Origin of the sequence: Hymenobacter chitinivorans DSM 11115, assembly GCF_002797555.1 — a bacterium.
In the GTDB taxonomy this organism is placed as follows: Bacteria; Bacteroidota; Bacteroidia; order Cytophagales; family Hymenobacteraceae; genus Hymenobacter; species Hymenobacter chitinivorans.
Genome location: NZ_PGFA01000005.1, coordinates 186635 through 199590, shown reverse-complemented (window position 1 = coordinate 199590; position 12956 = coordinate 186635). Strand labels below are relative to the sequence as shown.

Sequence of the window (12956 nt, the reverse complement as noted above, 5' to 3'; positions counted from 1 at the left end):
TAAACCAAACCCTTACCGCACGGCTTCCCGCACCCGGGTGAGCTTTACCAGCAAGGCCTCCAGCTGGTCGAGGGCCAGCATGTTGGCGCCGTCCGACTTGGCCGTGGCCGGCGTGGGGTGGGTTTCGATGAACAGGCCGTCGGCGCCCACGGCAATGGCGGCTTTGGCAATGGTTTCAATCAGGGCGGGCTGGCCGCCGGTAACGCCGCTGGCCTGGTTGGGGCGCTGTAAGGAGTGGGTTACGTCCATGACCACCGGCACGCCGAAGCTGCGCATGGCGGGCAGGTTGCGGAAGTCCACGACCAGGTCGGAATAGCCGAAGGAGTTGCCACGGTCGGTGAGAATCACGTGCTCATTGCCCGACTGCTTGATCTTATCGACGGCAAACTGCATGGACTCGCCGTTGAGAAACTGGCCCTTTTTCACGTTGACCACCTTGCCCGTCTTGGCGGCGGCAATCAGCAAATCCGTTTGCCGGCAGAGGAAAGCCGGAATCTGGAGCACGTCCACGTACTCGGCCGCCAGGGCCGCCTCGTCGGATTCGTGGATGTCGGTAACGGTGGGCACCCCAATTTCGCGGCCGACTTTCTGCAGAATGCGCAGGGCCGTTTCGTCGCCGATGCCGGTGAAGGAATCGAGGCGGGAGCGGTTGGCCTTGCGGTAGGAGCCCTTGAAGATATAGGGAATCTGGAGCTTGTCGGTCATGTGCTTGACCTTTTCGGCGATGCGCAGGGCCATATCTTCACCCTCAATCACGCAGGGCCCGGCCATCAGAAAAAACTGGCCGGAGTTGGTATTGCGAAAATGGGGCAGCGCGGTGGCGAGGGATTCTATCATGGCAGAAAGCAGAAATGCGGATGTGGTGAGCAACAAGCGGCAGCTGAAAAGTAGCTGACAGCGGCGCCGCAAAGGCCCCGCAAAGATGGGACAAAACCAGCTAGCGAGTTTTACGCCGGAGCCTGGTAACATAGAGCCGGTAGGCCGAAACCAACAAGAGCAGGGTCAGCACCCCACACAGCAACGCCAAGCCGCCCGCCACCGCCACGATATCCTGGCTGTAGCGAATCCCGGTGCGGGGGCTGAGGTAGTTGCCGGCCGCATCATAGGGCAGCACCCGCCGCGCCAGATACAGTTGGGTGGCCCATACCGTCGCCGCTCCGCAGACCAGCAGCAATACCCCATTCAGAACTTTGCCTAACCAGGTAATAAAGGACGGAACGGGTTGGGGACGGGGCATGGCAATCTTATTTTTTTCGCAAGCAGATAAAAAGCTCCTTACCCTGCCGGGGCTTGATGGAATTGTAGGCCGACGCGAAATGCAGGAAGTCGAAGTAGGGCGCAAAGTAGGATTCGTACTCGGGGCGGCTGCCGCCAAACGGTGGGCCGGCCGTGGCAAACTCGGTGTCGAAGAGCAGGCCCATGAGCGTGCCGCCGGGTTGGAGCAGCGCGGCGCACTGCCGGGCGTAGGCAGGTCGCAAGCCAGGGCTCAAGGCGCAGAAAAAAGTTTGCTCCACGATTAAATCATAGGCGGGCGCGGAAGGCAGCGCGAAAAAATCCTGTTCCAACAGGTGAGCAACTGGAAATGAGGGAACCCGCTGGTGCAAGGCACGTAAGGCTTCGGGAGCAATATCGGCCACAAAAACATTCTCAAAACCGGCAGCATGCAGATATTCAGCCTCATAGCCTCGCCCTGCCCCCGGAATCAGGATGCGGGCGGAACCGGGCAGGCTCATTTGCTGAAAATAATCCCGCAGCGGCGGCGTTATCGCGCCAGTGTCTCAGCCGGTTTGGCCGGTGACGTAGCGCCCATTCCAGTAGGCGGCGTCAAGCTCTGAATCCGAATGCATGCGGATGTAGTATTTATTCGCGAAACTTGCCTAGGTAGGCAATCCCTTTATTTTTGTGCATAAAGGTAACCCACCGTCCGGACTGTCCGGGCTTCATTTAACCCTTTCCCGCAATGGAACAAGACCAAAGCACCGAGCCCAAGAACAACAACCGCGTCCTGCTGATAGTGGCCCTGATCCTGGTTCTGCTGGGTATTAACGGCGTGCTGTTTTACATGAACCAGCAAAAGGGCAAACAAAATGAACAGCTCACGGCCGACATCAAAGTCAAGGATGCCAAGCTCGAAGAGCAGATCAAGCAGTACGAAGCCCTGAAAGCCGATTTCGAGCGCCAGAGCCAGGAAGTGCAGGGCATGGGCCTGGCCAATGACTCCTTGGAAGCCAAAATTGCGTCCATCAACGCCGATTTGCTCAAGCTGCGCTCCTTCAAGGCCGGCAGCTTCTCCATTGCCGAGCAACGCCGCTTCAAGCAGCGCGCCGCCAACTTCGAAAGCCAGCTGCGGAAGAAAGACGAGGAAATTGCCCAGCTCAAGAGCGACAACGAAGCTCTCTACACTGAAACCAACACCCTGAAAGAGCGCCAGAACCGCCTCACGGACACCATTACGACGGTGGTGCGCTCCAACCAGGAGCTGACCGAGAAGGTGAATATTGCCTCGCGTCTGCAGGCCGAGAACATCCGCGTGGGCGTGATTAATGCCCGCAACAAGGAAAAGGACGACGACGACAACGAGTTTAAGGCCAAGCGCGTGGAGAAGGTGAAAGTGACCTTCAACCTGGCCCGCAACGACGTGTCGCCGAAGGAAACCAAGGAAATCATGATGCGCCTGATTGAGCCCGACGGCGCGGCCCTCTACAACCTGAGCACCGGCGGCGGCACGTTCATGATTGACGGCTCGGAGGCCTTCTACACGGCCAAGCAGGACATCGTGTTCGACAACACCCGCCAGCCCGTGCAGTTTCTCTACGCCAAAGGGGCGCCCTACAAAACCGGCCTGCACACCGTGGAGCTGTACTCCGGCGGCGTTATGATTGGCAAATCGACCTTCACGCTCAAGTAGGACCACGGATTCCGGCGGCTTCCTTCCCTGACTTAGGATATGCCTCCGCCTCCCCTTGATACCAATAAAAAAGCCCCGACCTGCGTCGGGGCTTTTTTTATTGGCTGCTGCCTTCCTCAGGAGGCTAGCTCCGCCGGAATCTTGGATTCGTACTCATCCAGCTTCTGCAGCGTGGCCTTGATGTTCTCCGTGAACAGCACGATAACTGAGCCCGGCTTGGCCGTCTGCATCACGTGGTCAATGGCGTCCATCTCATCCTCGATGTAGGTGATGGGCAGCTCGGGCTTGTCAAGCTTTAGGCCCCGGATCATAATATCCTTGAGTTCCTCCTTGGTTTTGCCGCGTAAGTCCCGGTCCTGGCGCAGAATTATCTCGTCGAAGATCCGTCCCGCCACCCGTGAGAAGCTGAGTGTGTCCTCGTCGCGCCGGTCGCCCAGACCCGACACCACCCCTACTTTGTGAGTCGCCTCGGTAGCGTCCAGGAACTCGGCAAATTTCTCGATGCCGTGGGTGTTGTGGGCGTAGTCGACGATGACCTCGAAGGTCGGGAACTTGTAGACGTTCATCCGGCCCGGGGTTTTGGCTGCTGAGGGCACAAATGTGCGCAAAGCCACTTTGATGTCGTCCTTGTCGAAGCCGTAGCAGTAGCAGGCTAGGGCCGCGGCCAAGCAGTTTTCGATATTGAACGTAGCCCGGCCGCCAAACGTGATGGGAAACTCGGCCGCCCGGTCGATGCGCAGCTTGTAGCTATTCTTGTAGATGGTGATGTAGCCTTCCTCGTGCACGGCAGCCAGGCCCCCATTTTCGACGTGCTCCCGAATGCGGGGGCTGTGCTCGTTCATGCTGAAGAGCGCCACCCGGCATTCCAGCTTCTCGCGCATGGCGTAGGTGTAGTCGTTGTCGGCGTTGAGCACGGCCCAGCCGTTTTTGCGCACGGTGCGGGGTAGTACGCCCTTCACCTGGGCCATTTCCTCTACCGTGTAGATGTCGCGCATACCCAGGTGGTCGGCCGCCACGTTGGTCACAATGGCCACGTCGCAGGTGTGGAAGCCCAGGCCCGAGCGCAGCATACCGCCGCGGGCCGTTTCGAGCACCGCAAAGTTAACGGTTGGGTCTTTGAGCACAAACTCGGCACTTTGCCCGCCGGTACAGTCGCCGCTCTGCAACTGCACACCCTGAATGTAGATGCCGCTGGTGGTAGTATGCCCTACTTTATAGCCTTTAGAAGCCACAATGTGCGACAACAGGTGGGTCGTCGTCGTTTTACCGTTGGTACCGGTCACGGCAAAAATTGGAATCCGGGCATTGGCGCCGGGCGGAAACAGCATGTCGACCACCGGCTCGGCCACGTTGCGGGGCAGGCCGTCGGCCGGGGAAATGTGCATCCGGAAGCCGGGCGCCGCATTTACCTCGATAACCGCGCCCCGGGTTTCGTTCAACGGAATGGCAATGTCGGAGGTCAGCACATCGATGCCGCAGATGTCGAGGCCCACGATGCCGGCCACGCGCTGGGCCATGAGCACGTTGTAGGGGTGCACCAAATCCGTCACGTCGGTGGCCGTACCGCCGGTGCTGATGTTGGCCGTGCTTTTCAAATACAGCTGTTTACCCTCCGGCAACACCGATTCCAGGGTTAGGTCCTGGGCCTTGAGAATGTCCAGCGTGTGCTGGTCGGCCTTGATGCTGGTCAGCACCTTTTCGTGGCCGATACCGCGGCGCGGATCCTTGTTGACCTCGTCAATGAGCTCCTGGATGGTATTGGTGCCGTTGCCGGTAACGGCGGCCGGGGTGCGCCGGGCGGCAGCAATGAGCTTGCCGTTCACCACGAGCAACCGATGGTCGTCGCCCTCGATGAACTGCTCCACAATAACGGCCCGGGAATACACCTGCGCTGCTTTGAGTCCTTCCACGGCGTCGTCCCAGTTCATGATGCGGATGGTTGCGCCCTTGCCGTGGTTGCCGTCGAGCGGCTTGGTCACGATGGGGAAACCCAGCTCTTCCACCGCGTCGCGCAGGCCGGCTTCCGAGTACACGGTGGTACCGTTGGGCACGGGTACCCCGGAGTCGCGGAGCATGGCCTTGGTGCGGTTCTTATTGCCGGCCACTTCCACCCCCGCGTGGGAGGTGTAGCTGGTTGTGGTGGCCCAGATGCGCTTTTGGTTCACGCCGTAGCCCAGCTGGATGATGCTGCTGTTTTTGAGCTGGATATAGGGAATGTTGCGCGAGGCCGCCTCTGAAACGATACTCCAGGTGCTGGGGCCCACAAACTCGTCTTCCCGGATTTCGTGCAACTCATCCACAATGGCCTTTACATCCACCGTTTTACCCTTGCACAAATCCTCCACGAGTTGCACGGCGGCTTCGGCGGCTACGCGGCCGGCCCGTTCCTCCTGGTAGGCAAACACGACGAATTCCACGCCCGCCTGATGGGCCGGGTACGACTTGCCCCAGTACACGGGCATGCCCGCCATCCGTTGCAGGGCCAGAGCCACGTGCTGAATTACGTGGCCCAGCGGCTCGCCGTCGAGCAGTTGCTCCGTAGTCAAGGGCGGGTGTTTATGAACTGATTTCTCGGTTTCGGTGGCCGGCACCTGGCCCAGCTCGGGCAGCAACGTCGGCAATTGCTCGGCCAAAGCCGGGAAGTGGTTCGACCACACATCGGCCTGCTCGCCCAGGTCGACTTTCATTACAATCAGCTTGTAATGCTTGACGGACCAGTAGCTTGGGCCGCGCATCGTGCGGAGGTCAATGATTTTCATAGGTTGAAAAGGGAGGGAAAGAATAGTTGCGTGCCCGCTTTTACGCGGGAATGAAATGTAGGGATAATGATTTAGGAAACCCTAGTTGAGCTGTTTTTATACCTTCCCCGCAAACCCTTTCAGTTTCAGCCTATCAGCGAGCCGAGCTCCGTATAAATCCCCGAAAAAATATGTATAGTTCGCTATATCAGGTCCCTGGAAAGCAAAAAACCCCGGTCGGGGCTAATCGACCGGGGCACAGAGCTACTGAAAACAGGAACTAAAAAAGAGAGGTGACGAGCGGATTCGAACCGCTGTAGGAGGTTTTGCAGACCTCTACCTAGCCACTCGGTCACGTCACCGGGTGTGGATTGGGTTGCAAAGCTACGGCATATTCTTCCTTTTCCAAATCACCGGGGCGTTTTTCGTTGCTGATATCGGTAAGGCACTGGCTTTCTGGCAAAAGAAATGCCCCGGGACTAACCCCAGCAAGCTGCACTGAAAACCCGGCGCGGCCGGGGCATAAAAAAGGCTCCGACTTGCGCCGGAGCCTCTTCTATTGTCGACTAGTCGAAAGCTTAGGCTTTCTCTTCGTCTTTCTTGTCAGCAGCGTCGTCGCCGGCCAACAGGTCTTTGGCACGGTCAACTACGTCGCCGGCCACTTCCTTGGCTTTCTCGAAAGCGGCGGAGTGGGTAGCAGCGTCGATGGCGTCGCCGGCTACTTCCGATACTTTATCGAAAGCGGCCGAAGCAGCACCGGTTACGGCGGCAAGGATACCACCTTCGGCGGGAGCCTCAGCAGCAGCGGGAGCTTCAGCCTTGGGAGCTTTGGTCTCGGCCGTAGCCTGCAGCTTCTGCTCGCCAGCCTGACGCTCGGTGCCCATCATCTTGTCGCGCAGAGCGGACAGAGCATCCAGGTCACCCAGGGTCGACTTCTCACCAGCGGCGGGCTTCTTCAGGTCGCTCAGCTTGCCTTCACCCTGAGCAGCAGCACCGGCACCGCCGGCGGGCTTCTTCTTGGTGAATTTCGAAGCGCGGCTTTCCTCTTCAGCCTGCTGGTTGTAAGCAGCCGTGTGCGAGAGAACGATACGACGGTCGTCTTTCGAGAATTCAACTACGCGGAAGTCCAGCGATTCGCCGTTCTCAGCCTGCGAGCCATCTTCTTTCTGCAGCGACTTGGGATAAGCGAAGCCTTCGATGCCGTAGGGCAGCTCGAGCACGGCACCCCGGTCGTTCTTTTCGGTGATGGTAGCCTTGTGAACCGAGCCGGGGGTGAATACCGTCTGGAACGTATCCCAGGGGTTTTCTTCCAGCTGCTTGTGGCCCAGGGCCAGACGACGGTTGGCTACGTCGAGCTCCAGAACCTGCACGTCCAGACGGTCGCCCACCTTCACCATTTCGGAGGGGTGCTTGATCTTCTTGGTCCACGACAGGTCGGAAACGTGCACCAGGCCGTCTACGCCTTCTTCCAGCTCTACGAACAGGCCGAAGTTGGTCAGGTTGCGCACCAGACCGTTGTGCTTGGAACCTACGGCGTACTTCGTGCCGAAGTCAGCGCGGGTCCATGGGTCCTCGGTCAGTTGCTTGATACCCAGGCTCATCTTACGGTCGTCGCGGTCGAGGGTCAGGATCTGAGCCTCTACTACGTCGCCCTGCTTGATGAAGTCCTGCGGGTTGCGCAGGTGCTGGCTCCAGCTCATTTCCGAAACGTGGATCAGACCTTCCACGCCGGGGATGATTTCCATGAACGCGCCGTAGTCGGCTACGTTCACGATACGGCCTTTCACCTTCGAGCCTACGCCCATTTCGGCAACCAGCGAATCCCATGGGTGGGGAGTCAGCTGCTTGAGGCCGAGCGAGATACGCTTCTTGGCTTCGTCGAAGTCCAGAACAACCACGTTGAGCTTCTGGTCGAGCTGCAGAACTTCCGAGGGGTGCGCGATGCGGCCCCACGAGATGTCCGTGATGTGCAGCAGACCGTCGACACCACCAAGGTCGATGAACACACCGAAGTTGGTCATGTTCTTGATAACGCCTTCGAGGATCTGGCCTTTCTCCAGGTTGTTGAGGATAGCTTCGCGCTGCTTCTCGAGGTCTTTCTCGATCAGGACTTTGTGCGATACTACTACGTTGTCGAAAGCGGCGTTGATTTTCACAACCTTCACTTCCATACGACGGCCGACATAAATGTCGAAGTCACGGATGGGCTTCACGTCAATCTGCGAGCCGGGCAGGAAGGCTTCTACGCCGTCCAGATCCATGATCAGACCACCTTTGGTCCGACGCTTTACCACGCCTTCGAGAATGGTGTCATTCTCCAGAGCGTCGTAGATAGACTTCCACGCCTGCTTGATCTTCGCCTTCTTGCGGCTCAGGATCAGCTGACCGTTGGAGTCTTCCTGGTCTTCAATGAATACCTCCACCTGGTCACCGATTTTGAGGTCGGTCAGGTCGCGGAATTCCGACAGGGGCACCAAGCCGTCCGACTTGAAGCCGATGTTCAGGATGACGTCGCGGTCGGTGATACCAACTACGGTACCTTTTACCACTTCTTCTTCCTGCACAGTCGTCAGCGTGTCGCCGTACATCTGCTCCATCTCGGCGCGCTGCTCAGCGGTATAGTTACCACCGAACTGCGAAGCTCCGACGTTGTCCCAATCGAAGTTGTCAACTACTTCTACTGCCATAATACTGGTTGATCCTACTATACACGGCCGGCTTAGGATCAAATCCGGGTCCGCGTTATGAGTAACTTCCTGAAGCACAGCCCCAGACCCCGCCACCCTGGCGGGGCGGCAAAGATACGGAGTTTACGGGAAGTTTACTAGAGGCCGAAGCACTTGAAAAGCACTACTTTGACGGCATGAAGAACGGGCTGCTTCTGGGGGTGTTGGTCGTACTGCTCGGGGCTTGCACGAAAGCGCCCGATATCCACTCCCCGGAATCGGAGTACTACCGCCAGCAGGAAGCGCAGGTGTTGTTAGACGTATTTGACGAGGTTGTTGCAGAGGGCGCCGTACTGCTAGTGCCACATAACTTCGAGCGCAACGCAGAGGTTGACACAATTCAATTCTCACTCTACCTGAACGACTCTTTGGTAGTAGCCAAGGCCATACATGATGATCTACCGCTTGGCGTGTCTGCTTCAGCCGTAGAAAACAGCATTCTGACGAAGCTCAACGACTCAATTCCAACTGCTGCTTCTATTCCTAAAAAGCTACTGCCGCTTATTAGGCAGCATAATTTTCGGTTGCTTTCAGGATCTGCATCCATTAAATCTCTTCCTGAAGACGAAGGCAAGCCTAATGCTAAGCTGACTATCTCCCGGATAAGTTTCAACGAAAACTTTACTCAGGCTTGCTTTATAAGGAGTTATGGGTGTGGCAGATATTGTGGTTCAGGCACGCTGCTATTTGCCCGCAAACAAAAAGGCCGCTGGGTGATTACCCAGCGGCACGGTCTGTGGATGGCCTGACGAAGCCCTTGGATTGGGCCCGCGGGGTGCGGCTAATCGTGGTGGCGCACGTCGAGAATCATCACGCCGCTGGACTCGACCTGGTACACGCGCCAGCCCAGGCTGTCGGCGTAGGGCTGGTTCTGGGTCCGGAAAGAGCCCAGGAAATAGCGGTTCTTATTGGAAGGCGTGACCGTAAACCGAGCGCGCTGCTCGGGCTTGAGGATGCCCAGATTGTTATCGAGCAGCAGCGTGTTGGGGGCATAAATCCGAATGGGCGTATTGGGCTCATTTTTCAGTAGCCACTCCAGCCCTTGCCGGTACGAGAGGCCCCAGTAGTCGCGCTCAAACAGCTGCTCAGTAGTGGCTGGGGGTAGAAAGGAGAAGTACACCTGCTGCTGGGGGTGGGAACGGACCATGCGCACCAGCGTATACACCACTTCGGCCCCGAACACCAACCCTAACACCAGGGCCACGCCTTTCAGCCAGACGTTGCGCTGCCCGGCCTGCGCTACGGCCACTATGCCGCGCACGGCCAGCAGCAGAAACCCAGGGTAGATAAAGTAGAGGTGGCGCCACCCGTCGTAAATGACCGAATCGAGGAAGATAATCATCAGCACGGGCAGAAAGAACCAGCCCATAAACAGGATGTCCAGGCGGCGCTCAAAGCTCCACAAGCCGGCAAACCGGCGTTGCACCAGGGCCACTATGGCGATGAGCGTACCAATGACCAGCGCCAGCGTGTAGGTCACGGGCGTAGTTATTAGAATCCAGACGGTGGCGTAGTGCCAGGGCAATTCTGGAGCGGGCATAATCTGCCCCATGTAGAGTACTTCACCGCTCCAGCGGTAATGCTTCAGGTTGTTGTAGGCGTGCACAAAATTGCCGATTGGGTTATCCCAGAGGTAAGGCCAGCCCACCACCGTTACCAGGGCCGTAGCAACCAAGTAGACGCCAAATAGCAGCAGCAATTTCCGCCAGGTTGCTCTTTCTTCCCGGCCAAACAAAGCCTCCAGCACCAGCATGCCGAAGGTGAGCCCAATGAGCAGAATGCCCAGAATACGCAGGTCGATGGCAACGGCGGTGGCTACGGCGTGCACCAGCGCCCGGCCCAGCGTAGGGCGTTGCAGCAGACGCACCAGCGTATAAATTCCTACGGTAAATAACACCAGGAAGCCTATATCCTTCACGTTGTAAAAGGACTCGGCAAAAAGCCGGGGCGAGAGCAGCAGCAGCGTCACCACGGCCAGCCCGATACGCCAGTCGCTGAAACGGATACGGCCGATATTATACAGGGCCCAGCACCCGAACATAAAGAGCAGGAAAATGCCCAGGTGGCGCAGCATGTAATAGTCGTGCAGCTCGGTTACGCCCAGGTTGAGCTTGACGATGGCCAGGGTCATTTCCAGAATTGCGCCGTGGTCGTTGTCGTCGAAGCTGTAGAGGTCGGGCACGTCCTTAAAGCTGTCCTGCTCCCTAATCCAGTTCGGAAAAAAGCGGCCACCGGCATACTTGGTGCTCACCATGCCGTTGAGGTGGTCCAGGGGTTCGTCCCACGCTACGCCGTAGTCTTTGTGCAGCACTAGTCCCAACAGCAGCAACAGCAGGAAGTAAGCCCCGACAAACCACCGGCGGCGGGAAGGAGTAACTGGGCTGCTGCCGGATTGGGGCGAACGTGAAAAAAGCATAGTAGGGTATTAACAAGCAACGGTTTTGAGGAGGTAGTACTAAGGGAGTGGCAACAGAGCAAACCACGCTACAAAGTAGGCAGTCCGGTTTGGTAATTCCGCATGCCGGCCCTAATCGGCCAATTAGCCCCGGGGGTTAAGCTGGGGTGGACGGCCGAAATACTCGGAGCCTTCCTCGGCCAGGTCCGTATCGTCGATGATGTAGAGGGGGCGCTGCCGGGAATTAGCCCCCAGCCGCGCGATATACTCGCCGATGATACCAATGGCCATGAGCTGTACGCCGCCCAGAAACAGCACGCTCACCATTAAAGAAGGCCAGCCCACGCCGTAGTTTTGCATAAAAAAGCGGGCGTACACGGCGTACAGCATCACGGCGAAGGCCACTCCCGACACGGCAAAACCGCCAATTGAGGCAATGCGTAGCGGCAGGTCGGAGAACGAGGTAATGCCATCCATAGCCAGCCGAATCAGCTTGCTGTAGGTGTAGCCCGGCGTACCCCCGGCCCGCTCCGACCGGTCGAATTCCAGGAAGGTCTGACGGTAGCCAATCCAGGAAATCTGGCCCCGGATAAACTTGTTCTGCTCCGGCATCTGCTTGAGGGCCCGCACCACTTTGCGCGAAACAATGCGAAAGTCCCCGGTATCGAGCGGGATATTGACGGATGTAATACGAGCCAGCAGGCGGTAGAAAAACTTGGCCGTCAGCTTTTTTACGGCACTTTCGCCCTGCCGGGAGCGGCGCTTGGCGTACACCACCTCATAGCCCTCCTGCAACTTGGCGTAAAGCTCGGGAATCAGCTCGGGCGGGTCCTGCAGGTCGCCATCCATTACCACAACTGCCGCGCCCGAGCAGATATCCAGACCGGCGGTAATGGCAATCTGGTGCCCGAAGTTGCGACTGAAGTTCACGTAATGCACGCGCGGGTCGTGGGCGGCCAAGTGGCGCATCAGTTCCAGGGACTTATCCTGCGACCCATCGTTGACGTAGATAATTTCCGCCTGCAGGGGCAGGGTATTCAGTACGGCCGTCAGGCGGGTATTCAGGGCAGACAGGTTCGTTTCCTCGTTGTAAATCGGAATGACGACGGATAGATCCACAGTAGTGCGAAATGGAGTGATTAGGCAGCCGGCAGCTTGCGAGCCAGGGCAAATACGCTCACGCCAACGGGGGCATTGAGGCGTTGCAGTAGCTGATTTTCGGCCGTGATAAAGCCGCTGAGCAGCTTGTTGAGCAAAGGCGGAGTGGCAAAAAAGTCATCCTTGGCGGGCTTGTTGTCGGCGGGCAGCACTCGTTTGAGCAGGCGCACGGCGGCCGTAGGAAAAAACAGTCCCACGTTCCAGTAAGAGCCCCGCTCTACCCGCAGGCCGGCCCCCACCAGCCCCTGCGCCAGCTGGCTTTTCGTGTAGCGCCGGAAGTGTTGATTAACTTCGTCGTGCTTGCCCCACAAGAAAGGAAAGGCCGGCACAAATACCAGCAGCTGGCCGCCGGGGCGTAGCACCCGCGCCCATTCGCGCAGGGCCTGGGCCTCATCCTCGATATGCTCGAGCACGTCGGAGGCAATAACTAGGTCGAAGGAGGCATCGGCAAAACCGAGTTGGGCGCCATCCATGCAGGAAACGTTGGGAATGCCACGCTGCTGAGCCACGGCAATGCCGGCTTCGCTAACATCAATGCCGGTAAGGGCAGAGTAGCCGGCTCCCCGCAGGCGCTGCAGCAAAGGACCGCCCGAGCAGCCAATTTCCAGAATGGCCGCCGAAGTGGGCAGGTGTAAATCCTGAATCAAGCGAAAAACCATGTCCCGCCGCGCCTGAAACCACCAGTAGTTTTCTTCGATCTGGTGATACTTTAATTCGTATTCAAGATTCATGGGGGCGCAAAAAACCGGACATTTCACCTGGGTGAGCAGCCCCGGCCAAGCTCCGGACAACTGCCCAATGCGGGTGTTGCAGCTTGGCCAAAAAGGTAGTTTAGAAATACTGCCTCCGCCTGCGGGGCCGGAGAAATAGCAAAGATAAGCTCTTGCCTGAGGATTGCATGCGTTGGCCGGACGTGGACGGCCGTGGCAGCAGTGGCGCGGGTAGCCTAACAAGGGCCCGGCCAGTGCTGCCAATGGATGATTTCTTGCCTAACGTAATGGCGGGACGGTGTGTAAAATTTTGTCCAGCAC

Annotated in this window: 10 protein-coding genes and 1 tRNA gene; 2 read left to right on the top strand and 9 right to left on the bottom strand. The window is 58.1% G+C overall.

The genetic code is table 11. From position 1 onward, the window contains the following. Positions 1-12 precede the first annotated feature (12 nt). The 3 genes from kdsA to CLV45_RS23490 form a co-directional block, all read right to left on the bottom strand. Positions 13-837, bottom strand: a complete 825-nt coding sequence (gene kdsA / locus CLV45_RS23500) for a 3-deoxy-8-phosphooctulonate synthase (protein ID WP_100338942.1) — start codon at positions 835-837, stop codon at positions 13-15. A gap of 100 nt (positions 838-937) precedes the next feature. Beyond that, a complete protein-coding gene (locus CLV45_RS23495) occupies positions 938-1237 on the bottom strand; it encodes a hypothetical protein (protein ID WP_157807760.1) in 300 nt (99 codons plus the stop codon). A gap of 7 nt (positions 1238-1244) precedes the next feature. After that, positions 1245-1766 carry a TPMT family class I SAM-dependent methyltransferase gene (locus CLV45_RS23490; RefSeq protein ID WP_262496910.1) on the bottom strand — a complete coding sequence of 174 codons (522 nt, stop codon included), beginning with the start codon at positions 1764-1766 and terminating at the stop codon, positions 1245-1247. Between the two features lie 194 nt (positions 1767-1960). Here CLV45_RS23490 and CLV45_RS23485 point away from each other — a divergent pair, with 194 nt between their 5' ends. Further along, positions 1961-2908, top strand: a complete 948-nt coding sequence (locus CLV45_RS23485; protein WP_100338940.1) for a hypothetical protein — start codon at positions 1961-1963, stop codon at positions 2906-2908. A 116-nt stretch (positions 2909-3024) separates the two neighbouring features. Here CLV45_RS23485 and cphA read toward each other — a convergent pair whose 3' ends face one another. The 3 genes from cphA to rpsA all read right to left on the bottom strand — a co-directional run bounded on the left by cphA (position 3025) and on the right by rpsA (position 8333). Next, complete coding sequence (gene cphA / locus CLV45_RS23480) at positions 3025-5667, bottom strand: cyanophycin synthetase (RefSeq protein ID WP_100338939.1); 2643 nt, start codon at positions 5665-5667, stop codon at positions 3025-3027. 270 nt (positions 5668-5937) lie between these two features. Continuing rightward, positions 5938-6008 (bottom strand) — tRNA-Cys (locus CLV45_RS23475). 216 nt (positions 6009-6224) lie between these two features. Then, positions 6225-8333, bottom strand: a complete 2109-nt coding sequence (gene rpsA / locus CLV45_RS23470; protein ID WP_245882975.1) for a 30S ribosomal protein S1 — start codon at positions 8331-8333, stop codon at positions 6225-6227. Positions 8334-8509: 176 nt separating this feature from the next. Between rpsA and CLV45_RS23465 the strand changes: the two genes are divergently transcribed. Further along, positions 8510-9121 carry a hypothetical protein gene (locus CLV45_RS23465; RefSeq protein ID WP_100338938.1) on the top strand — a complete coding sequence of 204 codons (612 nt, stop codon included), beginning with the start codon at positions 8510-8512 and terminating at the stop codon, positions 9119-9121. 32 nt (positions 9122-9153) lie between these two features. Here CLV45_RS23465 and CLV45_RS23460 read toward each other — a convergent pair whose 3' ends face one another. The 3 genes from CLV45_RS23460 to CLV45_RS23450 form a co-directional block, all read right to left on the bottom strand. After that, complete coding sequence (locus tag CLV45_RS23460) at positions 9154-10788, bottom strand: ArnT family glycosyltransferase (RefSeq protein ID WP_157807759.1); 1635 nt, start codon at positions 10786-10788, stop codon at positions 9154-9156. A gap of 123 nt (positions 10789-10911) precedes the next feature. Further along, positions 10912-11886 carry a glycosyltransferase family 2 protein gene (locus CLV45_RS23455; protein ID WP_100338936.1) on the bottom strand — a complete coding sequence of 325 codons (975 nt, stop codon included), beginning with the start codon at positions 11884-11886 and terminating at the stop codon, positions 10912-10914. Between the two features lie 20 nt (positions 11887-11906). Continuing rightward, entirely contained in the window at positions 11907-12656 is a 750-nt protein-coding gene (locus CLV45_RS23450) for a class I SAM-dependent methyltransferase (RefSeq protein WP_100338935.1), read from the bottom strand. Between the last annotated feature and the right edge of the window lie 300 nt (positions 12657-12956).

Excerpts from the sequence above, each read along its gene's own strand:
- rpsA (WP_245882975.1), bottom strand. The coding sequence starts at position 8,333 with ATGGCAGTAGAAGTAGTTGACAACTTCGATTGGGACAACGTCGGAGCT.
- CLV45_RS23450 (WP_100338935.1), bottom strand. The coding sequence starts at position 12,656 with ATGAATCTTGAATACGAATTAAAGTATCACCAGATCGAAGAAAACTAC.
- CLV45_RS23495 (WP_157807760.1), bottom strand. The coding sequence starts at position 1,237 with ATGCCCCGTCCCCAACCCGTTCCGTCCTTTATTACCTGGTTAGGCAAA.
- CLV45_RS23460 (WP_157807759.1), bottom strand. The coding sequence starts at position 10,788 with ATGCTTTTTTCACGTTCGCCCCAATCCGGCAGCAGCCCAGTTACTCCT.
- kdsA (WP_100338942.1), bottom strand. The coding sequence starts at position 837 with ATGATAGAATCCCTCGCCACCGCGCTGCCCCATTTTCGCAATACCAAC.
- CLV45_RS23465 (WP_100338938.1), top strand. The coding sequence starts at position 8,510 with ATGAAGAACGGGCTGCTTCTGGGGGTGTTGGTCGTACTGCTCGGGGCT.
- cphA (WP_100338939.1), bottom strand. The coding sequence starts at position 5,667 with ATGAAAATCATTGACCTCCGCACGATGCGCGGCCCAAGCTACTGGTCC.
- CLV45_RS23485 (WP_100338940.1), top strand. The coding sequence starts at position 1,961 with ATGGAACAAGACCAAAGCACCGAGCCCAAGAACAACAACCGCGTCCTG.